This window comes from Vibrio tubiashii, assembly GCF_028551255.1.
GTDB lineage: Bacteria > Pseudomonadota > Gammaproteobacteria > Enterobacterales > Vibrionaceae > Vibrio > Vibrio tubiashii_B.
Window position 1 is genome coordinate 1 of record NZ_CP117030.1, and the last position, 24,142, is coordinate 24,142.

Here is a 24,142-nt window from a genome sequence, read left to right on the forward strand (position 1 = left end):
ATGGCTTTAGATATGGAACAGCTGCGCAAGATGTTTTACGAGGAGTGTCGTGAAAATCTTGAGGTGCTTGAAGATGTATTACTTAATTTAGATCCGACTCAGGTAGAAGAAGAGTCAATCAACACCATATTTCGTGCGGCCCACTCGATCAAGGGAGGGGCAGGGACGTTTAACCTACTTGATATCAGCGAGTTTACCCATAACGTCGAAGCCTATCTCGATTTGGTGCGCAATAACGAGCGTTCACTTTCTGCTGAAACTGTCGACCTATTGCTTAAGAGTGGTGACTGTATTCACAGCATGCTCGAAGGTCACGAGTTGGGTAATGAAGTCAACGTTGCGCTAAAAGAAGAAGTCGGACTCAAATTAGCCGAGTTACTCGGTGAAGCCCCAACAGATACCGCAGATGTTCAACCGGAACAGAATCAACAAGCTAGTGCTAGTAGCACGGATTCGAGTCAGTCTTGGATTATCACCTTCTCTCCTCACCCTGAGATGTTTTTCAGTGGTAATGACCCATTACGCATTCTGCGCGAACTGAAAGAATTAGACGAGTCTTGCCAGATTATTGCGGATACAACAAAACTGCCTGACATCGATGACATTGAAGCTGAGCTCTGTTTCCTATCTTGGACCGCTAGCCTAGATAGCAGCGTTGAAGAGGCGCAAATTCAAGAGGTGTTCGAGTGGGTTGAAGATGAGTGTGATCTCACCATTGAAAAAGCACCTGCTCAGCAAGCGGAAGAACCGTCCGCAGATATTGTTGAAAATGCAGTAGATCAAACTCAAGCTGAGAGCGCAGAAGTCTCTGCTCCTGAAGCGACGAATAGCGCAAAAAGCAAAGAACCCAATAAATCGACTAAGGTGGCTAAATCAGACTCTAATGTCAGTTCTATTCGTGTCGATATCGATAAAGTCGATAGCTTGATCAACTTAGTCGGTGAGCTCGTGATTACGCAATCCATGCTGACTGAAATTGGCAACGACTTCACGATTGAAAAGCTAGAGAAGCTTAAGACGGGCTTAGATCAGTTGCTGCAAAACAGTAAAGACCTGCAAGAAAATGTCCTGAATATTCGAATGTTACCGATGAGCTTCGCGTTCAGTCGTTTTCCGCGCCTTGTCCGTGACTTATCGAGCCGATTGGATAAGCAAGTAGATTTGCAAATTAAAGGTGAGCAAACCGAACTGGACAAAACGGTTCTAGAACGCATTGTTGATCCTTTAGTTCACTTAGTCAGAAATGGTATCGACCATGGCATAGAGCAGCCCGAGCAGCGTCTGGAAGCAGGCAAGATCGAGATGGGAACTATCGAGCTAAATGCCTATCACCAAGGTGGCTCGATTGTTATTGAAATCAAGGATGATGGTGCGGGGCTAAATTGTGACAAGCTATGGAACAAAGCTCTCGAAAAAGGCGTACTTGCCGCGGATTCTCGCCGAGAAGAGTATTCCGATAAACAGATCATGAATCTGATTTTTGCCCCTGGTTTTTCAACCGCTGAAGAAGTCTCAGATATATCGGGTCGCGGCGTCGGTATGGATGTCGTGCGGCGAAATATTGAAGAGCTTGGCGGACATATTGAAGTGGAATCTGCGCTAGGAGAGGGGAGCTGCTTTACTATCAGTTTGCCTTTAACACTTGCCATTCTCGATGGACAGCTAGTCAGAGTGGGTGGAGAAGTGTATGTGATCCCACTTCTTACGATTGTTGAATCAATTCAAATTGATCCTAACTGTATCAAGCTTGCGTCTGGAGGAATCGAACTCTACCGCCTTCGTGAAGAAAACATCCCGATTCTTCGTCTTCAAGACGAACTCGAAATGGGCAGTAGCGAAGGCTTAGAGCAACGTATTCTCTGTTTTGTTGAAGCTGCTGGTAATCGAGTTGGCTTGTTACTCGATGAACTGCTTGATCAGCAACAGGTAGTCATCAAAAGCTTAGAATCCAATTACAGCAAAGTCGCGGGTATCTCGGGTGCGACCATTTTAGGGGATGGCTCGGTATCGCTCATTCTCGATATTCAGGGGCTAATCACTAACTTTTTGAAAAGAGCCTCCGAAACCACTCACAAAGGCGTGGCAGCCTAAGGAGCGAGCATGGAAGCAGTGACCAGCGAAGTAACCAATATTCATGATATGTCGGATGCCACTAAGCAGAGTATTGAAGCTCAGGCGGAAACATTATTAGACAATGTTAGTGGAGAGGTGAGTGAAAGTGCTGACTTTCTTAGCTTTAAACTCGCTCACGAGTTGTATGGTGTAGAAATTAAAGATGTAGAAGAGATTCGAGTGTGGGAGCGCCCAACCCCAATACCGAGAGCGCCTGAATATGTACGTGGCGTGATTAACTTGCGTGGGATGATTGTCCCTGTGGTTGATCTTAGATTGAGGTTTTCTGTTGGAACCAATGATTATCGCCCGACAACCGTGGTTATTGTACTCCGTTACAGCGATGAAGATCAGGAGCGCTTGATGGGGCTTGTGGTCGATGGAGTGAGCGATGTGGTCAGTCGTGGAGATAACGATCTCTACCCTGCGGTTGGAGAGTCTAAAGTCACGCCTTACCTACAAGGTCTTATCAATGTGGGTGACCACGTTATGTCACTACTCGATACTGAAGAACTACTTAATATTGACCGAATTCTGAGGGCTGAATAATGATTATGACAGAAGAGTTTCTCAGCTTTGTTTTGGAAGACGAAGAGTACGGTGTGCCTATTTTGGATGTACGAGAAGTTCGCGGATGGAATGCCGTTCGTCAAGTCCCAAATTCTCCAGAGTACATGAAAGGCGTGCTAGAGATTCGAGGGGAATACGTCCCTATCGTCGATCTCAGAATGCGCTTTGGTTTGTCTCCGGCAGAGATAGGTTCGACGACCGTTGTCATCGTCTTAAACGACTCACATAAACACCCGCTTGGCATTATTGTCGACGGTGTGTCAGAAGTTTACCCGTTAACAGAAGAACAAATTAAACCGTCACCACATGTTTCCACCAACGTCGATCATAGCTACGTGCGCGGCATTGCATCGGTAACTAACGGGCACTTAATACTTATTCACTTGGAGGCTCTATTTGATGTAGCCGAGCTTCCTGTACCCAACCAAGAGGAAGAGAGTTGGGCCTAATACCAAGGTGAATGCGGTCTATTTGTTTTGGTAATACACGTCAGAAGAAGCAACCAGTGAGGGAAAACTCATGGCATTTTGGAATCGGAAAACAGCGCCTGCTGCTCAATTTGAAGCGCCAACGCAGGATACACTAACTGAAGAATTTGAACCTGAGCAAGAACAAGGTGTCACCAAGGAACAGCTTTTCTCTGCATTAAATGCAGCGCAAACAGCTTTGATGATGATTGACCGTGACTTTAATATCACTTATCTCAATCAAAAATCCATTGACCTACTAAAAACTCACGAAGCTTTGTTTCAATCCATCTGGCCCAACTTTCGTGCTACGGAAGAGTTCCTATTAGGCTATTGCATTGATTTGTTCCATTCCAATCCAAGTCATCAACGCCAGATGTTGTCTAATCCATCCAACTTGCCGTATACCACCAACATTCAAGTTAAAGACGTTCTGATTGAGCTTAACGTCGGTGCTATTATCGATGCTCAAGGCAACTATGTCGGTAACACGCTTGAATGGTCTGACGTTACTGATAGTGTAAAGCGTGATAATGAAATTGCTCGATTACAGGCTGCGGTTCATCAAGCGCAAACCGCTATGGTGATGATCGATAGAGACTTCTTAATCACTTACGCTAATGAAGAAACCATCAATTTATTTAGAAAGCATGAGTCAACGATGCGCACTGTGTGGTCGGGCTTTACGGCGAGTGAAGAGTGGTTAATGGGGCGCTGTATTGATGAGTTCCATCGAAACCCTGCTCATCAAAGACAGCTACTCGCTGATCCCAACAATCTTCCGTACAGCACCGATATCTCGATTGCCGACCTTAAGATTGAGCTCAATGTCGCTGCGATTAACGATTCACAAGGCAACTATATCGGCAACACCTTGGAGTGGCGAGATGTGACGGAAGAAAGGGCGAAAGAAGAAGAGATTGGTCGTTTGGCCTCTGCCGTTTCAGGTATGACGACTAACATCATGATGGCAGATAAAGATGGCATCATTACCTATCTCAACCCTGCGTTACAAACCTTGCTCAGCAGCCGAGAAAGCGATCTGAAGAAAGTATTGCCTGGGTTTGATGCCAGTAAACTGGTTGGCAGGAACATTGATGTATTCCATAAGAACCCTGGTCACCAGCGAGGCATTATCACTAACCCTGATCGTCTACCATTCTCTTCCAACATTGCAGTCGGTGGACTTGAGTTTAATCTGACTTGTATTGCTATGCGTGATGGTGAGGGGAACTACATCGGTCCTGCACTCCAGTGGGTTGATATTACCGAGCAGCAAGATGGTCAACGTCAAGTTGAATCGCTAATTCAAAAAGCCATTGCTGGTGATTTGAACGAACGTATCGATACCAGCGTCTACAACGGGTTTATGAAAGAGTTAGGTGATGGTATCAATAACCTACTCGATACAATGGTAACGCCAATCGGTCAATGTATTGATGTAATGAGCCAAGTCGCTGATGGCAATCTTAATACCACAATGCCCGAAGATAATACCGGTGAGTTTGCTCGACTTTCAAATGCGGTGAACACGTCGATCCTCAACTTAAGAAACATGGTTGATAAGATCACTCAATCTTCTGCCCGAGTGGCGACTGCGTCTACAGAGATTGCCGAAGGTAATAATGACCTTAGCCAACGTGTTGAAGCTCAAGCTTCTAACCTAGAAGAGACAGCAGCAAGTATGGAGCAGATGACGGCGACAGTACGTCAAAATGCAGACAATGCGAAAGGCGCTAATGAGCTGTCTGATGATGCTGCGAAGAAAGCCGGAAAAGGTGGGGAAGTCGTTGGACAGGCAGTTTCTGCCATGGCTGAGATTAATACCGCCAGTAAGAAGATTGCTGACATCATTGGCGTCATCGATGAGATTGCTTTCCAAACCAACCTACTCGCACTAAACGCTGCAGTAGAGGCTGCGCGAGCGGGTGAACAAGGTCGAGGCTTTGCGGTTGTTGCGGGTGAAGTGCGTAACCTAGCACAGCGCAGTGCGGCGGCGGCGAAAGAGATCAAAGGCTTAATCAAAGACAGCGTAGAGAAAGTCGATGAAGGCTCTCGCTTAGTTGATGAGTCAGGTGAAACACTGAATGAAATCGTCGATGCAGTTCAAAGGGTAACAGAACTTATTGCCCAGATTGCGTCTTCTAGCTTAGAGCAATCAACCGGTATTGACGAAATCAATCGCGCTGTGAGTACCATGGATGAAATGACTCAGCAAAATGCTTCATTGGTAGAAGAAACCTCAGCGGCAAGTCAATCACTCAAAGATGAGGGCAAAGAGCTACTTCATTTAATGAACTTCTTTGTCACAGATAGCAACGTCGCTACGTTTGACTCTAAGCCAGCGCAGAAAGCCAATCAAGACACCAATATTCGAGATATTCGAGCACCAAAAGTGGCTAACTCTAGCTTTAAGCTCGAAGAGGATGGAGACGAATGGGAAGAGTTCTAGCTCAAACTGATAGAACAATGCCAGAAGCGGAGGAGTTCGAACTGACTGAAAAAGACTTTAAGTTTATTCAGTGGTTCATGCACAAAAACGTGGGTATTTTCTTTTCAGATCGAAAAAGAACCATGGTGTATGGAAGGGTTAGCCGTCAGCTTAGGCGGCTAGGCCTCAAGCGTTTTAGTGAGTATCGACCAATAATTGAGCAAGACTCTTCTGAGCAAATGGCGTTCATTAATTGCTTAACAACCAATAAAACGCAGTTTTTCCGCGAGTATCATCATTTTGAGTTTATCGAAAAAGTCTTGATGAAAGAGTGGCGTCAGCAAGGCGTTAAAAGACTTAAAATTTGGTCAGCAGGGTGCTCTACGGGGGAAGAGCCCTACAGTTTCATTTCATCTTTACACTGGGCGAATGCGTTGTCTCAATTTGACGATGTTAGCCTAACTGCCACCGATCTAGACACCAAAGTTTTGGCACATGCAAAAGCGGGTATTTATAGTGATGAAGCCATCGCAAGTATACCCAAAAAATATCTTAAGCCATGTTTTGTTCGAGGGGTAGGACAGCATCAAGGCAGTATTAAGTGCAAAGCTGGTTTACAAAAAAGAATCAAGTTTCATCGGTTGAACTTACTTGAAAAGTGGAACTTTGAAGAGAAGTTTGATCTTATCTCATGCCGTAATGTGATGATTTATTTTGATAGGCAAACCCAAGAAAAGTTGATTAAACGCTTTCATCAACAGTTAAAACCCAATGGGGTACTTTTCTTAGGTCATTCAGAGGGTGTGCCTGCGAGCTTAGATATCTTTCATCATCTAGGACATACCATTTACGTAAAAAAGTAGGCACTGACTATGAGCTGGGCTAGATCAGAAACACCTAAATACGAAAACAGTCACTTCAATCGCTTCTACCATCCTTCAAAAGAGAAGCATATTGTAAAAGTTTTGCCTGGTGGAGTGTATTGCAGCCAAAAAACAGATGAGATTATTGCCACTGGACTAGGCTCCTGTATAGCGGCTTGTATCTGGGATTTAGAAGCTGCAGTGGGTGGTATGAATCATTTCTTACTGCCTTTTGATAATAAATCACAGCTGAAAGCTTGGAAACCAGATGAAGTGGTGTCGACTGCATCGCGTTACGGTAGCTACGCGATGGAGATGTTGATCAATGCGTTGATTGAAAGAGGCGCAAGGCGTTCAGCATTGCAGGTCAAGCTTTTCGGAGGAGCACAGATGCTCGGTCGCAATAGCATGGTCGGCGAAAAGAATATTGCTTTTGTTTTGAGTTATGTTGAGCAAGAGGGGCTAAACGTCGTTGCACAAGACTTAGGAGGGTTAGAGCCTCGAAAAGTATTGTTTGATCCAACTAGTGGCAAGGCTTGGCTTAAACGTATTCCATTTACCGAAGTGCATAACCTACAACACCAAGAAGAAAAATATGCCAGTCAGTTGGATAAAGAAAGTCATCGCCCTCATGATGATGACGTGGAGCTGTTCTAATGAAAAAAATAAAAGTATTGATCGTTGATGACTCCCCAGTATTTAGAGCGTTACTTTCACAGCTGATCAACTCAGATCCAGATCTGCAAGTGGTCGCGATGGCAGAAGACCCTTTTCAAGCGAGAGATCTGATCAAGCAATATAATCCTGATGTGATCACTCTAGATATTGAAATGCCTAAAATGAACGGTGTTAAGTTCTTGAAAAACTTGATGCGATTACGACCCATGCCGGTCGTGATGATTTCAACATTAACCCAGCATGGTGCGGAAGCGACGTTAACTGCGTTGGAGTTAGGTGCCGTTGATTATTTTCCGAAACCAGCGGTCGAAAGCACCGCAGAGATGGTGAACTACAAGCAGCTAGTTAACGAAAAAATTAAGATGGCTGCCGGTGCTAATGTCACAGGTCAGCAAGCCCCTTTGGTTGAGCAGACTATCTCAACACCGAAAGGTCACCATAAAACGGAGGTGATCGCGATTGGCGCTTCAACAGGAGGCACAGAAGCGGTCAAACATGTACTGAGTGCCTTACCTGCGGGTCTTCCTCCCATCATCATTACTCAGCATATCAGTGCTATGTTCTCGGCCTCGTTTGCAGCTAGGTTAAATGACAGTAGCAAAATTGACGTTAAAGAGCTCAGCGCAAATCGTGCGCCTTTAATAAACGGGTGTGCTTATGTTGCACCAGGAGATAAGCACTTAGTGGTTGTTCGTCGTGGTAATCACCTATATTGCCAATTAGACGATCGCCCGGCAGTCAACCTTCATAAACCTTCAGTGGATGTTATGTTTGATGCGGTTGCAGAAACCGTAGGTAAAAACGCAATCGGCGTCATTCTTACTGGGATGGGGAAAGATGGTGCACAAGGTTTATTGAGAATGAAGCAAGCGGGCGCTAAAACCATAGCACAAGATGAAGCATCATCGGTTGTTTGGGGGATGCCGCGCGTTGCTGTGGAAATGAACGCGGCGCTCTCGGTGAGTGACTTAAACCAGGTCCCTAAGCAGATATGTAAATATTTGTCTTCAGACTCTTAACTCGCAAAGCACAACCTCAAGGAAGAACGATGAAACTAAAAATGAGCAGTATAAAAATCAAATACTTCATCGCAATTGGAATACAGATTGGGCTCTTGTCGATTGCGATGAGCATGTCAACGTCCACGGCTCATGTCGCCCTTACCATACTTGCGGCTGCCATTCCCTGGTTCGTTATACCTAAGCGTAAGAGTGTGAATGCGAATGAGCAAAGTGGCAAGCAGGGGCGTGCTGCTTCAGCTCAAAAACCGCCTGCGGAAGTCTCCCCTATGCTCAGTATTATTTCTCAGCAGTTGATTGACCCGCTAGATCATCAGCGAAGCGTAGTTGATGAGTCGGTTGAAACATTAAACGAAAGCTATTTTGAATTGCAAAAACTTGCGGAAGGGCAAAATCAGATCACTACTGAACTGGTGGATAATTTATTAGGTAACCGCGACCGAAATAGCGACATCAGCCAAGTACTACCGAAAACCGAAGCCATTATTCGCCAGTTTGTCGAAACCCTTGTTAACGTGTCGGAGAGAAGCATCTCGGCGGTACACAGTATCCATGATATGTCAGATAAACTAGACGCGGTTTTTAAGCTGCTCGCTCAGGTACGAGGATTGTCAGAACAGACCAACCTTCTTGCACTGAATGCGGCGATAGAAGCGGCACGTGCTGGTGAGGCTGGGCGCGGTTTTGCAGTGGTGGCACAAGAGGTGCGAAATTTATCCCTCAAAGCGAAAGAGCTTAACGATGAAATCGAGGCAGAAATTAATGTCGCTCAAGAAACCGTGCAACAGGCCAACAAAACCGTTGGTGAAATGGCATCAATTGACATGACTGAAGCGATTGAGTCGAAAGAAAAAGTGGATGAAATGCTGCGTGGTGTTCAGGAAGTGAACCAATCGGTAGAACAAGAAGTGCAGAAAATTCGCTCTAGTGGGGATCTGCTGCACGCTCAAGTTGATAACGGAATTCGAGCACTACAGTTTGCTGACATCATTGTTCAGCAGGGTGATTATGCCAAGCAGTCAGTCAGTTACTTGCAAGAGTTTATTGCGCTATGTGAGCAGTGGGCTAATCAAGATATTGATCAGCAAGACTTCACCGAGGCTGTTATAGCATTGCAGCAACAGATTGAGAGTAGAGGAGCGCCAGCCGCTTCTCAAGAAAGTATTGAGGAAGGAGAGGTAGAGCTTTTCTAAACAGTCTCACTCAGGTGTACAACGATAAGATCAATGGGGAAACGTATGACAGTAGAAACAGTTGTAGACTCAACATCAAAGCACATCACTATTCTGATAGAGGGTGCGTTTGGTTTCAATTTGGTTCAAGAATTTCGTCGTTGCTATAACGATCGCCAAGAGTTTCGCTTCACGATCGACTTACGCAAAGTCGACTATATCGATAGTGCGGGGCTAGGCATGTTACTCAATATGCACAACTACTTAGGTCAAGAAGACGGTATGATTAAAATTACCAATACTCTTCCGCAGGTAAGAAAAATCCTAACGATTTCTCGTTTCGATAAAAAGTTTGCTATAGAGTAAAACTCGGAGATTCGCTATGCATGTAATGATCGTCGATGACCATGCGACCAATCGAGAGTTGTGTCGATTCATGCTCAATCATCTCGTTGAAACTGTCACTACGTTTGAAAACGGCGAAGGGGTAGTGGATGCGATGAAAGAGATGGATACTTTGCCTGATGTGATTTTGCTTGATGTGATGATGCCAATTAAAGATGGCTTCACGACAGCAGAAGAGATTAAGCAAGAATTCTCTGATGTTCATATTCCCATTATTTTCTTAACGGTACTCGATGATCATGTCTCTTTTGAACGATGCTTAACGGTGGGAGATGATTTTATTCTCAAGCCTGTTGAGCGCAGTGTTCTTATCGCTAAAGTTCAAGCGCACTGCCGCATTGTTCGAATGCACAACGAGGTTAAGGAGCAGCGTGATGAACTGAGCCAGTTCCGTGAGCAAGTGAGCTATGACTATGCGATAGCCGAGTCTATCTTCTCTAACCTTATGCATGAGATGAGCTCTCAGGTTAAGAACATCTACGGAATTAACTACTTATCGACTCCTTCGACAGTATTTAATGGTGACTTGATTGTCGTTGCCAACCGGCCACATGGCGGTGTCTACGTGATGATTGCTGATGCGACTGGTCACGGTTTGCCTGCGGCTATTTCCGCCATTCCTGCAACGCGCGCGTTTTTTTCTATGGCAGCGAAAGGACTGGCACTGGGTGAAATTGCTCGTGAAGTTAACGATGTACTGGTGCGATTCCTGCCAATGGGAATGATGTTAGCAGCCAGTATTTTTGAGGTGCGAGCGAATGGGTTCGAGGTCTCTTGGTGGGGAGGGGGACTTCCCGATGGCTACCTGATAGATGGCGATGGTACGATAGTAAGACGGCTCACTTCTACTCATATGCCGCTTGGTGTGCTTAAACCCCATGAGTTCGAAGCGGATTTACAGCATTTTAAGCTTGAACCAGATCAACAGATAATTTGTTATACCGATGGGGTGATTGAAGCCACCAATGAAGCCGGAGAACAGTTTGGTCAAGAGCGACTCGAAGCCTCATTCTCGGGAGATCAAGCGGTAATCCCAGTCTTGTATGAATCGGTGCGCCAGTTTGCCGATAAGGCGGTGGGTGACGATTTATCCATACTGACAATGAAATTTCCTATATTGAACGGAAACTCACATGAGGCGCCTAAAGATCCCACGCTCTATAATAAAATCCCTTCCAATTCAAAACTGCGTTTAGATGGCAATGTCCTACGTGAAGTCACTGTTATGGCAGAAGTTCGTAAGTTCTTAGCGGGTGTCGTCACGAGTGGGGCTCATCTAGACTTGGTCTGCTCTGTTCTTTCCGAGCTATTTGCCAATGCTATTGAGCATGGGTTGCTTAAACTCGACTCCGCAATTAAAGAGCAACCCGATGGCTTCTTCCTTTTTTATCAGATGCGAGAAGAGAAAATTAAACAACTCGATAATAGCGCTTGGATTGAGCTTGAAGTGGATTATGACCCTGTCGCGCAAAGAGTTGCCTTTGAGTTAGAGCACAACGGAGAAGGGTTTGATTACGAGAAAGCCAACAACTCATCTGACAAAAACCTGACTCATGGTCGAGGCATTATTCTTGCTACTGAATTATGTGATTCGTTGGAGTATTCCAAACAAGGGTGTCGTGTTAAAGCGGTGTACTCTTTGATGGCTGCACACCACTTTCCTAGCTCTAGCTAACGTTATTTACAGTGTAAAAACGCCTTCTAGTGATGTACGCCTTAAATTGTCACACTCTTGATACAGTTGGGGGAATAACTTCTATACACTCAAGTAAGGAAGTACATAGGGCAGAATGGCATGTGGAACAAGTTTGTCGCTTTTTCTGAAGACAAGGAACAAGTAGTTGCGAAGCTGTCGCCGGATATTACGGTAGACAACAATTTTGATACGCGAGGGCTTAGTGATGCCCTATCAGAAATCGGTGCCGGTGAGTTACTCGTCTTGGACGATGAGGTTACGCGCTTTATCAACTTTGCTAAGGAGATGAAAAGCGAGGCTTACGTTGGAATTACCATCGCTGAAGTTCGAGATGCGACGGTTGAAGTTGTTCTGTCAGACCATGATATGTTAGCCAGTATGGTGGTTACAGGGGCTTACAAAGGAAAGCCACTTAAAGGCCCTCAAATTGTTCATGCTCTTGCCCAGGCTCATGTGACTAAAGGCATCAATAAACTGGCACTTAAAAAAGTGTTAGTGATGAGCCACCAGCTCAAAGCGGGCGAGACCTTCACCCAAGCGGTGGCTAAGGGTAAAAACCCAACCCAAGGTGTCGACGCTAAGTTTGTTCCCCTAGTTAAAGATCCCACAAAACAGGTGCTTGCTCCTAAAGCGAGCGATGAAGATGGTAAGGTTGATATGCTCAACCTCGGTGAAACCATCACGGTTGCCGAAAACGATCCGCTCATGAAACGCGTTCCCGCCACTAAAGGTAAACCTGGTATCACAGTGCAGGGCAAGATTATTCCCCCTAAACCGGGTAATGACTCCGTACTGAAAGCCGGCAAAGGCACTAAGGTTTCTCCAGACAACCCTAACCTTTTAATTGCTGAAGTATCAGGAATGCCGATCTTAAAAGAGCGAGGTGTGGATGTTGAAGACGCACTTTGCTTGCCAACAATAGGGGTTTCGACTGGACACGTTAAGTTTAAAGGTAATGTAGTCGTTTTTGGCAATATTGAGTCCGATATGGTTGTTCGAACTACAGGCTCACTGACTGTCGGCGGCTTTATTGAGTCTGCCGATGTTCAGGCTCAGGGCGATATTGAAGTCGCCAAAGGCATTATTGGCCATAATGTGTCAGAAGATGAGAAAAAGAGCTGCGTAGTGAAGTCGGGTGGCTCTATAACGGCAAACTATGCACAGTTTAGTGAGTTGCAAGCCGCAAATGATATCCAGCTTGCTGTGCATTGTATGAACAATGAGGTTCGTTGCGGACACAATCTGGTCGTCTGCGACGCGAATGAAAAGCAAGGAACCTTAAGTGGAGGCAGCGCCAAAATTGGTGGTAAGGTGACTTGCGTGAATTTAGGTGTGGAAGGTGATACGGCAACGCATGTTCATGCTTTTGCCCGCTTTCAGATGTTTAAAGACAGGCAAGCGAAACTAAAAGAGCAATACACCCAAGCACAAGAAGCAACAATGGGCATGGTGCGTAAGGAATTGGAGTTTAAAAAGATTCCAAAGTCTGAACGTACACCGGAGCAAGAAGAGAAGCTAGAAGCAGATAAGAGTAGTGCCAATGCGCATCTTGAGAAGGTTAAACATGCTCGCGACTCCCATGAACAGGAGTTAGAAGTGGCACTAGAAGAGTCCATCATTGAAGTGAAAGGTAAGGTCTACACTCACGTAACGGTTCAATTTGGCGAAGAGAAAGTGACGACTAAACGAGTGCATGGTCCAAGTACGTTTAACTTTAATCAGTTTGAAATTAAGTTCTCTTCAATGCTAGAGGAAGAAGATGTCGGCCAAGAGGTTTAGTTAATTATGTCGTTGCAGCGGGTTTAGTTGTTTTGGTGGGATGAGGCATTTCGATTCCGCCAAATTTGGTAGCCACTTTGCTGCATCGCTTTACCAAGTAGGTGGGCAGCGACGGGAGCGGTTAGAAAGATAAACAACATAGTGCCAATGACGCGTGAAATGACCGTTATCTCTGGGATGGCGATGGCGACAGCTAATAGCAGCGAAGCGAGCCCAACTGTTCCCGCTTTTGTCGCAGCATGCATTCGAGTATAGAGGTCAGGCATTCGCAAAATACCTAGGCTTGCGATTAAGGTAAACAGGGTACCCGCACATAATAATAGACTTATCACTATATCCATCATGGTTCTCCTTTTCTTTTGTATATCAACCGAGCGAAAGCAATGGTGCCTAAGAAAGCAACCAGTCCAAGCGTAATTGCGATATCGAGCAATGACTGTTGGCCGCTATCTAAGGTGTATACAGCGATGAGACCTACGGTAACAAACGAAATTAGGTCGAGAGCAACCACTCTGTCGGCTAATGTTGGTCCCAATATTAGTCGAATGAATGCCAGAACTACGCTCAGTAGTAGGCCTCCATAAGCGAATGTAATGCTAAGTTCTAACCAGTTATCCACGTGTCACCTCCAAGATTCGCTTCTCTAAGCCCTCTTTGATTTCCCGAATGACTTTTTCGTGATCCGGAGCAAACATCGCGTGAACTACCATATGCTTTTTATCTTGGGTGATATCCAGACTTAAGCTGCCAGGAGTAAGTGAAACCATATTGGCCAGTAGAGAAATTTCTAAGTCTGTGCGTACATCCAAAGGGATGTAAACAATGTCTGGATCACTTAAATGGGTTGGCGTCACCACATCCCATACCACACGTGCTACGGAGATAACCATCTCGTAGCAGAAGTAAATCAGTAAACTTAATAGGGCGGTAAAGCGTCGAAAGTAGCTGGTTTTTAATCCAAAAGGTTGGCTTAGTCTTAATGCAAGAAAACCGACGGTAAATCCGATGGCGAAACTCAGGCTAGTGTAACTACCATTGAGCATCATCCATGCGATTGCGAGAAAGAAGTTGAGAAACAGATAGATCATGGGTTATCTCCCAAGACAGCACTGATGTAGGCTTGTGGTTCCAGTATTTGCTGTGCTGCCATTACTGCAAACTGATAGAAAGGCTCAGCAGCAAAACCAATGATTAGGCTAAGTCCGGTTAACGTCGCAATAGGAATGCAATACAGCCACTTTGTGTGTTTTGTAATTGCGGTATCCATGAGCTCTGCTGGTGGTTTTTTCCAGAACACATGGTTCCAGATTTTTGTCATGGAGAACACCGTTAACAGACCGACTAACAGAGCGACTCCGGCCAGCCAGTAATGCTCGGCTTGCAAGCTGGCTTTTATGACTAAAAACTTGCCCCAGAAACCCGACAGTGGTGGGAACCCAGCTAGTGAGAAAGCAGGAACAAGGAATAGCAATGCAAGCCAAGGCATCGCTTTATAGACTCCTCCCAACTGACTAAGGTGAGACGTCCCGTATCTGCGTTCAATAAACCCACCAATAAGAAATAAGTTTGCCTTTACTAATATATGATGAATGACATAGAAAACAGCCCCTGCGATCGCGATAGGTGTGTATATAGCGAGGCCCATAATCATATAGCCAATCTGACTGATTATATGAAAGGAAAGAATCCTTTTTATATCAAACTGACTAGCGGCACCGAGTACCCCAGTGAGCATAGTGAGTGCGGCAACCCAAATGAGTACAGGTTGCCAACCACTATTTGCAAGTGGGAAGACTAAGGTAAATAGGCGTATCAGTGCGTAAACGCCAACTTTAGTCAGAAGAGCGGCAAAAAGCGCTACAACAGCACTCGGTAAAGTATGGTAAGAGGCTGGGAGCCAAGCAAACACCGGAAACAAAGCGGCTTTTATTGCAAAAGCAAACAAGAATAGAGCGGCGAGTATGGTTTTTGTTTCTGGGGCAATCAGAGAAGCTTTAATATGTAAGTCAGCAAGATTTAGGGTTCCTGTAGCACCATAAAGTAAACCTATGGCTAACAAGAACACCAATGTGGAGATTAGGTTGAGCATGACATACTTAACTGCACCATCGATCTGTGTCTTGGTTGCGTCAAGGATCATCAAGCCAAATGAAGCAATCAACATCACCTCAAACCACACATAAAGATTGAAAATATCACCCGTTAAAAAAGCCCCATAGATGCCTGCGAGCAAGACGTGAATCAAAGCATGGAAAGTGCCGTATGAACGTTTGTTCTGAAGATCTGCCATCGCGTAGAAAACGCAAACGATGCCGATAATTGCGGTGACCATTACCATGGCTGCGGCAAATAGGTCGGCAATAAACACGATGCCAAATGGTGCTGCCCACTGCCCGAAAGCCACGGCTTGTGGACCTGTTTGAACAACATCATAAGTTAGCAATGTTGCGACAACTAAGGTTGCAATTGCGCTAGTTCCGCTGATTGCGTCAACTAGAGCGTAGTGTCGTTTAGCGCAAAAAATAGCAACGGCACTGAGGAGTGATAAAACAACAGGTAGTGTTAGCCAAATCGTGGTCATTGATCTTCCTCTGAGCGCTGCAACCTATCAATATCTGCTGAGCCCGTTTCAGTGTAAGCGCGATAGAACAACATCAAGGCAAATACCAGCAAGCCAAACCCAATGACAATCGCAGTGAGAATCAATGCTTGAGGTAGTGGATTCGCCGCTCCTTCTGGTGGTAATAAAGCATTAGGCTCAATGAGTGGTGGCTGTCCTGGCGTTAAACGACCCGCTGTAAAAATGGCGAGATTGACGGCACTACTTAAAAGAATTAGACCAAACAGAAGTCGTAACAAATGCCGCTCTAGCATCAGATAAATTCCAGTAGCAACAAAAACACCAACGACAAGGCTCCACAATACTTCCATCAGTCAAGCTCCTCATTTACGCGTAGCAGCATGCCCATCACGCCACCAATGATGGCGAGATAGATACCCACATCGAACAGTAAAGGTGTGCCCAAAGGGAGAATTTCTTTCCACCACAGGCCTGTTAAGAAAGGCAGGCCAAAAGCAAAGCTAGTTAATCCGGCGATAAAGCTGAGTAAAATACCAAAAAGAGCGATACTAAAAGGTGAGTAGAATAAGCGCTCCCTCACATAGTTAGGTGACTCTGCGAACATCAATAAAGCAAAGCCGATCACAGCGATAAGTGCGCCAATAAATCCACCTCCTGGTTCGTTGTGCCCTCTCAGTAACAAGTAGAGTGAGAACACCAGCATTAAAGCGGCGACGATGTGTGCGGTTGTTGCAAAAATGACCGAGTTAATTCGGTTACGTTTGTGATAATGCGTTTTGAGCAAACTGACCGCCGCAATTCCCGCCATCACAACAACAATGACCTCTCCTAAGGTGTCGAAAGCACGGAAGTCGACCAAAATTACATTGACGATATTACGTCCATGCCCACCAGGAACACTGTTTTGGCCAAAAAAATCAGACAATGTTGAATCCAATGGATCTGAGGTAATGTTAATCAGCAAAGCACTGACTGAAAGACCGATGACTGCGGCAATACTTACGTTAAGTAGTTTGCGTTGAACTGAGTGCTTCTCGACCATTGTTAATTGAGGCATATGGCGCATTAGAAGAACCACGAAGATCACCATTAGGGTCTCAACCAACAGTAAGGTCTTAGCTACATCAGGGGCGCTGTAAAGCATAAAAACGAGCGTGGTCATAAAGCCAATGACCCCTAAAGCAGCAATGGCCAATAAACGTGAAGTTGAAGCGGTACAAACTAAAGCGGCAACCATGAGAATGAGCGCAATAGCCATTTCGTAAAAAGTCACGGTTGTTAGCTCTAGGAGTCGCTCTGATGGAATCATGACGAAAGTGCTGAGCAGTAGCGTAGCCAAAACGAAAAAAAACATTGAGACATAATGGCTAAGGCGTTTTTGCTGCAATAACAAAGTTTGCCATTTGGCGATTTTCATCATGCTATCCAGCGTCTTATCAAACACTGATTCTGCTTTTGGCATACTAGGGAAAGTGCTCTGCCATTGCTTGAGCAAAGTTGGATAAATTCGATAAATGCTAAAGCCTAAAAGGAGTGTCGCAGCGCTAAGAAATAGCGGTAGGTTAAATCCCTGCCACAGTTTAGCAGCCAGAGGTGTTGATGCAGGTATGCTGGAAGCCACTCCCGGAACGATGATGTGGGTGTTAATCCAATTTAAACCGAATACTGGCATCAACACGCTACCTAGAGCGAGTATCATTGCTGGCATCCACAAGCCAAATTTAGACTCGATTTTTTTTACCGTGGTGGAGGGGGGCTGCGGACTGGTAAAGAAAGGTTTGACTACAATTGCTATCGCTAATGCGACCATCAAGGCATTAACTAGGAGGAAAACCGCAGTCGTTATCGCGCCGAACTCTGACCCTGATTTATACATGTATTCTTTGCTTAAAAAGCCCAGCAATGGTGGAACGCCAGATTTTGATAGTGCCGCGATGATAGCCGCAATTAGGCTAAACAGTAGAGCCGTTTTAAGACCGTTCAGCACTCGAATATCGCGCGTTCCTGTGGCTTTATCTATGTTACCCACCACCATAAACAGCGCCGCTTTGTAAAACGAGTGCGCTAAAATAAACAGCAAAGCTGCTGTAATAGCGAGCTCAGTACCTAGACCAATCAGCAGTATTAGCTTGCCGAGCGCAACATTGGTGCTGTAAGCCAACATCAGCTTCAAATCGGTTTGCTTTAGTGCAAGCAAGGAGCACCATAGGGCAGTAAAACCGCCGACTAGACCTAGTGTGTAGAGCCAAATCTCGCTGTACGAATAGATTGGAGACACTCTAGCAAGTAAGTAAATACCAGCTTTAACCATAGTGGCTGAGTGTAAGTAAGCACTCACTGGTGTTGGGGCCGCCATCGCATTTGGTAACCAAAAGTGAAATGGAAACTGTGCCGATTTGGTGAAGGCACCAAGCAAAATTAATATTAATGAGGGGAGAAACCATTCATGTTCAGCAATGCTTGAACGGCTTTGTAGGATTGCATCTAACTGATAACTTCCCGCCATTTCTCCTAAGAGAATTAAGCCTGCAAGTAAGGCTAAACCACCAGCCCCCGTTACGATTAGCGATTGCAGTGCATTTTTGCGCGATTTCTCTTTTTCATGGTTAAACCCGATGAGTAGGTAAGACGTTATCGTGGTGAGTTCCCAAAATACAAATAGCAGTAAAATGTTGTTACTTGTTACGACCCCGAGCATTGCAAGCATAAACAGGGTGAGGTAAAGATGGAAAGAGAAACGTGATGCATGATTGCGTAAGTAGGCGAGAGCGTAGACTTGTATTAAGGCACCTATCCCGCTAATCAAGCAGGCAAATAGGAATGAGAGCCCATCCAGTTGAAAATTGAAGTTGATACCCAGCCCTGGAATCCAATTGGTTTGCCATCTCACTCCCTCTGGTTGATAGCAGATAAAAAGAGCGATCAAAATAAACACTGGAATTGTTGGGAAGATCAATAGCCAAATAGAACGCTGTTTTACTTCAGCTATTGCTTTGTCATCACTGGTAGTATTCAATAGCGCCGCCTTTTGCTCATAGAAGAAAGTCACAGGTTTAGCAGCAAAAGAGTAAGGACATTAATCTAACAGCAGCAGCTAGAAACAAGGCCATCTGGTTAACAGTATCAGATGGCCTAGATTCTATTGACTTTCAGTTGCTGTAGGTTGGTAAGATCCTAGGCTTAAAGCGGCTCTAACTATGCTGTTCCAAATTAAACTATTTGAGGTCTGATATTGCATACGAGCGTAAGTCGCTGTTGGATTTTTGCTGATCCAACAAAAACGCCGAGCTGTCTTCTTCAAGACTTAATGCATCGTAAGTACAATCTCCGATATCATTTCGTGGGCAGACATGGATGTTAGAACGTTCAAGCATTTCTGTGTGACATATAGGGCATAGTGGTTTCATACCATTCTCCTTTGAAACAAAACAATTGGTCCTTCGCCTTTTTATGCTTCCCCTTAATATGAAGTAATGTGTTTAGCTAATCGGTGAAATAAAGCCTTCAGGCTTCATTGCAACTAAAGAGCAATTAATGGATTGGAGTATATTCTCCGCGGTATTGCCGATTACAAAACCAGAAATTCCGGTTCGTGCTAATGTACCCATAACCAACACATCGATGCCTGCCTCCTCAACACACTCAGGAATTTTGTCGTCTGGCTTTCCATGAACGTGGTGGATGACCATTGCACTACCTGAAATCCCTGCTTCATCGATGAGCATTTGCAGAGCTTGTTCATGATTGCGTTTGGCTTTCGAGACTTCATTCGCTAATTGTTCTTCGTCTACTTGGATCCAGACATGGCTGTCGAGGTAATTTTCCAAATAATGTTCCCAACAAGAGATGATGTGCAGGCGACTATCGCATGTGTCGGCAATAGAGCGTGACAGTTCAAGTAATCGCAGTGAAAGTGCATGTTGCTGCTCGTTTAACGTCATTGGGTCTATAGCGACTGCTACGCGACGCTTGCCTCTTGGTGTATCGTTAGCGCGTTGCAGCCAAACAGCGCAAGGACACTTACGAAGCAAGGTCATATCAATTGCTTTAAAGCCGTCCGCACCTTCACTGAGTGGTTCTGCTTCCTTAATGATGAGATCGTTGTGATTAGTGATGGCTTCCTGAATGATGCAGACAGCAGGTTGTTCACTACTTTTGACTGTTATAGGGAGTGCCACTTCTTCGGTTGTGATGTCATGCTCAACACGAAACTGATCGACACTCTGTTGAACTGAGTTTTGCAGAGATTGTTCGTAGCTTTGTTGGTATTGCGCCATATCGCTAGGGAAGTCTGGGCAGGCGATTAAGCCAGACACAGGTACTTTGTTATTGGCAGCAATGCGAATGGCTTGTCCTAGAGCGTCACTATGTCCAGGCATGCCTTGTGTAGCAAAAAGTATGTTCTCGAATCGTTTCATACATACCTCCTTGTGTGGTTAAATTTTAGCCAACAGAAAGCTATGTGTGCTAGTGCGCAATTGTAACGGCTTGTGAGGGGAATGATATTTGTTCTCACTCAGTAACTTGCAAGCCAAAATAGTGAATTATTGGTGGGAAAAAAGACGATTATTACCGGAAAATGTAACAAACTACGAACAGGATTAACTGATTAGGTACCGTTTTGACCGTTACCTTCTCTGACACGAAGTACACCCGCGACATGCCGAGCGGGTGTGCTTATCTAAACGGCTCCGTTGCACCTTACAATAGGCATTTTTAAGCGCTCGTCTACCCGCAAACCAATCCTCAGGCTTTTCTAGAATTAAGTAGCCGTTAAACCGCTTCACTAGCACAGTTCGATACTCGTCAATGAACTTACTGTCGTAACCTATTTCAAAGTAATCTAACGCTTGCTCAATAGACGTGAAGCTAGCAATTTTCTTCTGCAGTTCGTTTTGACTCATACTTATTATTTATACTGACTCAGTAGCTTTTCAACCGCGTGTTTACTGGTTTTGCTGATTTTCTGCATCAGTTCAAACGAAGGCTGGTGGATACCTTGTTGTTCCATTTCATCAATCATCATTAGCCATAATTTTGCTGTCATTTGCGAGTCAGCTAAAGCGCGGTGAAATACGCCATCATTGTCAATATTTTTGAAACGCACTAGGTCTCCCAGTTTATGGCTTGGCGCTTCCTGATTCAGTCTGCGAGAGACCAATAGCGAACAAGCAAAATGCCCCTGGTAGGCAAGACCGATACGCTCTAGTTCTCCGTCCAAAAAACGTTTATCGAACGAAGCATTATGAGCAACGAGGTTGTCGTCAGCAATAAAGTCACAGAACTCTGCCATGACCTCCTCACAGCTTGGCGCATCTGCCAACATATTGTTGGTAATACCCGTATAACCCTCAATAAAGGAGCTGACTCGAAAGCCCGGATTCATCAGTTGCTGAAAGGTATCCACCACCTCGCCGTTGACGAGCTTGACTGCACCTATTTCAATAGCGCGATCGCCCATATTTGGCGACAAGCCAGTGGTCTCAAAATCGAGCACAATAACGGAATTTGCTGATGACATAAAAGGTTCCAAAGGGTGAATATGCGGTGCGTAAATAAGCGAGAGTTTAGCTAAAACAGCGTGTTGATGAAGATGCTTAAGCGGTGAGCCAGATTATAAGTTTCTAAAACCTGTCGGTAAAGGTTCTGCTCACCACTAATCTGGTCGGCGCTAAGACTTGAGTGTGCTTTGCCATTCACTGAGTACTTTTATGTGCTCAGGGCCTATTCCGCAGCAGCCTCCGATGATCGTCGCGCCACTCTCAAACCACGCCTTACTGTATTCAAGATAATCTTTTGGCGTTAGCTCTCTCATCGCTTGAATGGTGTCATTAGCTTCATGTTCATTACCGATTGGGGTGAAGTTGTTGGCGTAGACGCCAATCTCGATTGAGCACCCAAGCTCATCAAGAACTTGTTTCGCTTCCGTCACCGCGTTAACCATGACCTCAGGTACTGAACAATTAAAAAAGATGCCGTCGCCACCTGCTTCACAAACGCGTGTTGTTGCCTCTCGCACCGATTGACCAGAGCGCAGCTGAGCAGGCCCACTAGTGGTATCAGCAAGAGTGAAGGCGTAATAACTGGCTTTCTCTGTCTGAGAGAGAATGGATGCGATCGCATCGAGCTCTTCCAAACTTGAGATGGTTTCTGCTAGCCAAATATCAACGTATTGATCTTGTGCCTGATAGAGCAGGGTAAAGATCTGCTTTGCTTCTGCAGGACGAAACAAATCAGGTCGATAGCTGCCAAAGGCAGGGGGTAGAGCACCCGCTACTTGTACGGCATGTGAGGCTTTGTCGGCAGATAGTCTGGCTATTTTGGCGGCTTTTTCAGCCAGATTCGGCCCTTCAGCGTTGAATTGCTCTTGCCCGAGATGAAACGGAACACAGGCGTAACTGTTAGTGGTAATGATTTGAGCGCCAGCATCAATGAAGTTGGTGTGGGCAAGCTCTACGCATTGCGGTGATTCAATCAGTGCCTGAGCGCTCCACAGAGGCTGAGAAAAAGGCGCGCCCATTCGCTTGAGCTCGCGTCCCATTCCTCCATCTAAAATAGTCAGTCTTTTCATTATGTCGATATTTGTTGCTATGACTCTTCGTTGATAGTTAACCATCTTGGTTTAGAGATCAATGACCATGTAGAGATCTAACTTGTTAGACATCACTTGCTGACAAGCAAAAGAAATCTTTTGACAAGGGTAGAGCGTCCATTCTACTCTGTGGGTAGAATAAACGTTTTACTTTTCGACTCTCTGAGTTGAGTGAAAAGGAACCTGAAGACTTAGAGGTAAAAATGTCGGTAAAGAGGCAAATAGCTGAAAACTTGGAGAAGGCGTTCAGTCAATATGGTTTCGCTGAGCCAAGTGTGTCGCAATTGCAAAAAGCGTGTGGAGCGAGCTTGCGCACCTTGTATAAGTACTACCCATCCAAAGAAGAGATGATTGTCGCGGCATTGGAACATCGTCACCAACGCTATATGGACTTACTGAGCCAAAACAAGCCGGAAAATGGTATTGAGGCGGTTTTTCACGTAGTAGAACAGCTTGAAGAGTGGATGAAACATCATGCGCCTCATGGCTGCTTGTCCACTCTGGCGGTTGCATCTTTCCCTGACAACGAAATTATATCTGGTGTCGTGACCGAACATAAACAAGCCGTGAAAGCATTCCTGAGCGAGCTTGTCGGGGATGAAGCTAGAGGCTATCAGTTATACGTTATACATGAAGGCATTTCAGGAACTTGGCCAGTTATGGGGCGAGAGTCGATAGAGGTAGCCAAACAGATGATTGCACAACTCGTTGGGGGCCCACATGAGTAATATCATTGCAGAAAAGATGAATGCGGTACAACTTACCGGCCACGGTGGGTTTGAGGTGCTGAACTACACAACAGAAGCCGAAACGCCGAAGCCAAAACAAGATCAAGTGCTGATTCGTGTTAAAGCCGCAGGGGTTAACAACACCGATATTAATACTCGTATAGGTTGGTACTCAAAGGGCGATAAAGCGAGCGAAGATGCAAGTTGGGGTGGAAATGCTCTCGAATTTCCAAGAATTCAAGGCGCCGATGTTTGTGGTGAGATAGTGGCGGTGGGCAACAACATTGATGCCGAGCGGATTGGCGAGCGTGTACTGGTAGAGCCATGTTTGTCTCAAGTTGAAGGTTCGAGACCGCAAGTACCTTGGTATATCGGTTCTGAGTGCGATGGTGGCTTTGCCCAGTATGTAGTCGTGGATTCTGTTCACGCTTATTCGATTAACTCATCGATGACTGATATTGAACTGGCCTCGTTTCCATGTTCGTACTCAACGGCTGAGAACATGCTGACTCGCTCTAAACTTGCTCAGGGCGAGCGAGTATTAATTTCCGGAGCATCTGGCGGTGTCGGCTCTGCCGCGATTCAGCTTGCCAAAGCTCGTGGCGCTTATGTCATTGCAATCACTAGCCCGAGCAAACAACAGCAAGTTTTGGAGCTTGGTGCCGATCAAGTGGTGAACCGGTCTGATTTCCTACCCGATGTACTGGGAGAAAATAGCGTCGATGTGGTGATTGATCTGGTCGCAGGTTCCGCTTGGCCGCAATTTTTACAAGTATTGCGGCCTAAAGGTCGTTATGCCGTCTCTGGTGCCATTGGAGGTGCTATGGTCGAGCTGGATGTGCGGACACTCTACCTTAAAGACTTGAGCTTCTTTGGCTGTACGGTTTTGGAACCTGAAGTTTTTCGCAATCTCGTCAGCCATATAGAACAAGGGGCGATTAAACCGCTTGTCGCACAAACATTTCCTTTAGAGCAGATCCAATTGGCGCAGGAGTTTTTCCTTGAGAAGGGACACGTGGGCAAAGTGGTATTGACGGTTAGCTAGCCCT

General features: G+C 45.4%; 24 protein-coding genes. 13 read left to right on the plus strand and 11 right to left on the minus strand.

The annotated features are described in order from the left end of the window. The 11 genes from LYZ37_RS15270 (at position 1) to LYZ37_RS15320 (ending at position 13,192) form a co-directional block, all read left to right on the plus strand. On the plus strand, positions 1-2,091 hold the full coding sequence (locus LYZ37_RS15270; RefSeq protein WP_272787775.1) for a chemotaxis protein CheA: 2,091 nt from the start codon (positions 1-3) through the stop codon (positions 2,089-2,091). Positions 2,092-2,139: 48 nt separating this feature from the next. Then, positions 2,140-2,661 (plus strand): chemotaxis protein CheW, encoded by a 522-nt coding sequence (locus LYZ37_RS15275; RefSeq protein ID WP_420794647.1) that lies wholly within the window; start codon positions 2,140-2,142, stop codon positions 2,659-2,661. Next, complete coding sequence (locus LYZ37_RS15280) at positions 2,661-3,131, plus strand: chemotaxis protein CheW (RefSeq protein ID WP_272787777.1); 471 nt, start codon at positions 2,661-2,663, stop codon at positions 3,129-3,131. The genes LYZ37_RS15275 and LYZ37_RS15280 overlap by 1 nt, the downstream gene beginning before the upstream one ends. Positions 3,132-3,201: 70 nt before the next feature. Then, entirely contained in the window at positions 3,202-5,601 is a 2,400-nt protein-coding gene (aer2, locus tag LYZ37_RS15285) for an aerotaxis transducer Aer2 (RefSeq protein WP_272787778.1), read from the plus strand. After that, a complete protein-coding gene (locus LYZ37_RS15290; protein ID WP_272787779.1) occupies positions 5,586-6,443 on the plus strand; it encodes a CheR family methyltransferase in 858 nt (285 codons plus the stop codon). Before aer2 ends, LYZ37_RS15290 begins: the two co-directional genes overlap by 16 nt. Before the next feature lie 9 nt (positions 6,444-6,452). Continuing rightward, complete coding sequence (locus LYZ37_RS15295) at positions 6,453-7,100, plus strand: chemotaxis protein CheD (RefSeq protein ID WP_272787780.1); 648 nt, start codon at positions 6,453-6,455, stop codon at positions 7,098-7,100. After that, entirely contained in the window at positions 7,100-8,140 is a 1,041-nt protein-coding gene (locus tag LYZ37_RS15300) for a protein-glutamate methylesterase/protein-glutamine glutaminase (RefSeq protein WP_272787781.1), read from the plus strand. The genes LYZ37_RS15295 and LYZ37_RS15300 overlap by 1 nt, the downstream gene beginning before the upstream one ends. Positions 8,141-8,169: 29 nt before the next feature. Next, positions 8,170-9,333 carry a methyl-accepting chemotaxis protein gene (locus LYZ37_RS15305; RefSeq protein ID WP_272787782.1) on the plus strand — a complete coding sequence of 388 codons (1,164 nt, stop codon included), beginning with the start codon at positions 8,170-8,172 and terminating at the stop codon, positions 9,331-9,333. 45 nt (positions 9,334-9,378) lie between these two features. Further along, positions 9,379-9,678, plus strand: a complete 300-nt coding sequence (locus tag LYZ37_RS15310; RefSeq protein WP_272787783.1) for an STAS domain-containing protein — start codon at positions 9,379-9,381, stop codon at positions 9,676-9,678. 16 nt (positions 9,679-9,694) lie between these two features. Then, positions 9,695-11,392 (plus strand): fused response regulator/phosphatase, encoded by a 1,698-nt coding sequence (locus LYZ37_RS15315; protein WP_272787784.1) that lies wholly within the window; start codon positions 9,695-9,697, stop codon positions 11,390-11,392. Positions 11,393-11,512: 120 nt separating this feature from the next. Next, the gene (locus LYZ37_RS15320; protein ID WP_272787785.1) at positions 11,513-13,192 is read left to right on the plus strand and encodes a DUF342 domain-containing protein; all 1,680 of its coding nucleotides are present in this window, start codon (positions 11,513-11,515) and stop codon (positions 13,190-13,192) included. 23 nt (positions 13,193-13,215) lie between these two features. Here LYZ37_RS15320 and mnhG read toward each other — a convergent pair whose 3' ends face one another. From mnhG to LYZ37_RS15375, 11 genes are all read right to left on the minus strand, one after another. Next, on the minus strand, positions 13,216-13,533 hold the full coding sequence (gene mnhG, locus LYZ37_RS15325; protein ID WP_272787786.1) for a monovalent cation/H(+) antiporter subunit G: 318 nt from the start codon (positions 13,531-13,533) through the stop codon (positions 13,216-13,218). After that, positions 13,533-13,811: a cation:proton antiporter gene (locus LYZ37_RS15330; RefSeq protein WP_272787787.1), complete on the minus strand. Its 279-nt coding sequence runs from the start codon at positions 13,809-13,811 to the stop codon at positions 13,533-13,535. Before LYZ37_RS15330 ends, mnhG begins: the two co-directional genes overlap by 1 nt. Next, on the minus strand, positions 13,804-14,280 hold the full coding sequence (locus LYZ37_RS15335; RefSeq protein ID WP_272787788.1) for a Na+/H+ antiporter subunit E: 477 nt from the start codon (positions 14,278-14,280) through the stop codon (positions 13,804-13,806). The genes LYZ37_RS15330 and LYZ37_RS15335 overlap by 8 nt, the downstream gene beginning before the upstream one ends. After that, positions 14,277-15,773 carry a proton-conducting transporter transmembrane domain-containing protein gene (locus LYZ37_RS15340; RefSeq protein WP_272787789.1) on the minus strand — a complete coding sequence of 499 codons (1,497 nt, stop codon included), beginning with the start codon at positions 15,771-15,773 and terminating at the stop codon, positions 14,277-14,279. The genes LYZ37_RS15335 and LYZ37_RS15340 overlap by 4 nt, the downstream gene beginning before the upstream one ends. Next, positions 15,770-16,123 (minus strand): Na+/H+ antiporter subunit C, encoded by a 354-nt coding sequence (locus LYZ37_RS15345; RefSeq protein ID WP_272787790.1) that lies wholly within the window; start codon positions 16,121-16,123, stop codon positions 15,770-15,772. The genes LYZ37_RS15340 and LYZ37_RS15345 overlap by 4 nt, the downstream gene beginning before the upstream one ends. Then, positions 16,123-18,738, minus strand: coding sequence for a hydrogen gas-evolving membrane-bound hydrogenase subunit E (gene mbhE / locus LYZ37_RS15350; RefSeq protein WP_420794648.1), 2,616 nt, complete (start codon positions 18,736-18,738; stop codon positions 16,123-16,125). Before mbhE ends, LYZ37_RS15345 begins: the two co-directional genes overlap by 1 nt. Before the next feature lie 250 nt (positions 18,739-18,988). After that, the gene (locus LYZ37_RS15355) at positions 18,989-19,180 is read right to left on the minus strand and encodes a hypothetical protein (RefSeq protein WP_272787791.1); all 192 of its coding nucleotides are present in this window, start codon (positions 19,178-19,180) and stop codon (positions 18,989-18,991) included. Between the two features lie 72 nt (positions 19,181-19,252). Next, entirely contained in the window at positions 19,253-20,191 is a 939-nt protein-coding gene (locus tag LYZ37_RS15360; RefSeq protein WP_272787792.1) for a universal stress protein, read from the minus strand. 210 nt (positions 20,192-20,401) lie between these two features. After that, a complete protein-coding gene (locus LYZ37_RS15365) occupies positions 20,402-20,677 on the minus strand; it encodes a nitrogenase-stabilizing/protective protein NifW (RefSeq protein ID WP_004746340.1) in 276 nt (91 codons plus the stop codon). 5 nt (positions 20,678-20,682) lie between these two features. Further along, positions 20,683-21,294 (minus strand): 3'-5' exonuclease, encoded by a 612-nt coding sequence (locus LYZ37_RS15370; protein ID WP_272787793.1) that lies wholly within the window; start codon positions 21,292-21,294, stop codon positions 20,683-20,685. A gap of 150 nt (positions 21,295-21,444) precedes the next feature. After that, on the minus strand, positions 21,445-22,344 hold the full coding sequence (locus LYZ37_RS15375) for a homocysteine S-methyltransferase family protein (protein WP_272787794.1): 900 nt from the start codon (positions 22,342-22,344) through the stop codon (positions 21,445-21,447). 224 nt (positions 22,345-22,568) lie between these two features. Here LYZ37_RS15375 and LYZ37_RS15380 point away from each other — a divergent pair, with 224 nt between their 5' ends. After that, positions 22,569-23,093, plus strand: a complete 525-nt coding sequence (locus tag LYZ37_RS15380) for a TetR/AcrR family transcriptional regulator (RefSeq protein WP_272787795.1) — start codon at positions 22,569-22,571, stop codon at positions 23,091-23,093. Then, a complete protein-coding gene (locus LYZ37_RS15385) occupies positions 23,086-24,138 on the plus strand; it encodes an alcohol dehydrogenase family protein (RefSeq protein ID WP_272787796.1) in 1,053 nt (350 codons plus the stop codon). Before LYZ37_RS15380 ends, LYZ37_RS15385 begins: the two co-directional genes overlap by 8 nt. Positions 24,139-24,142 lie beyond the last annotated feature (4 nt).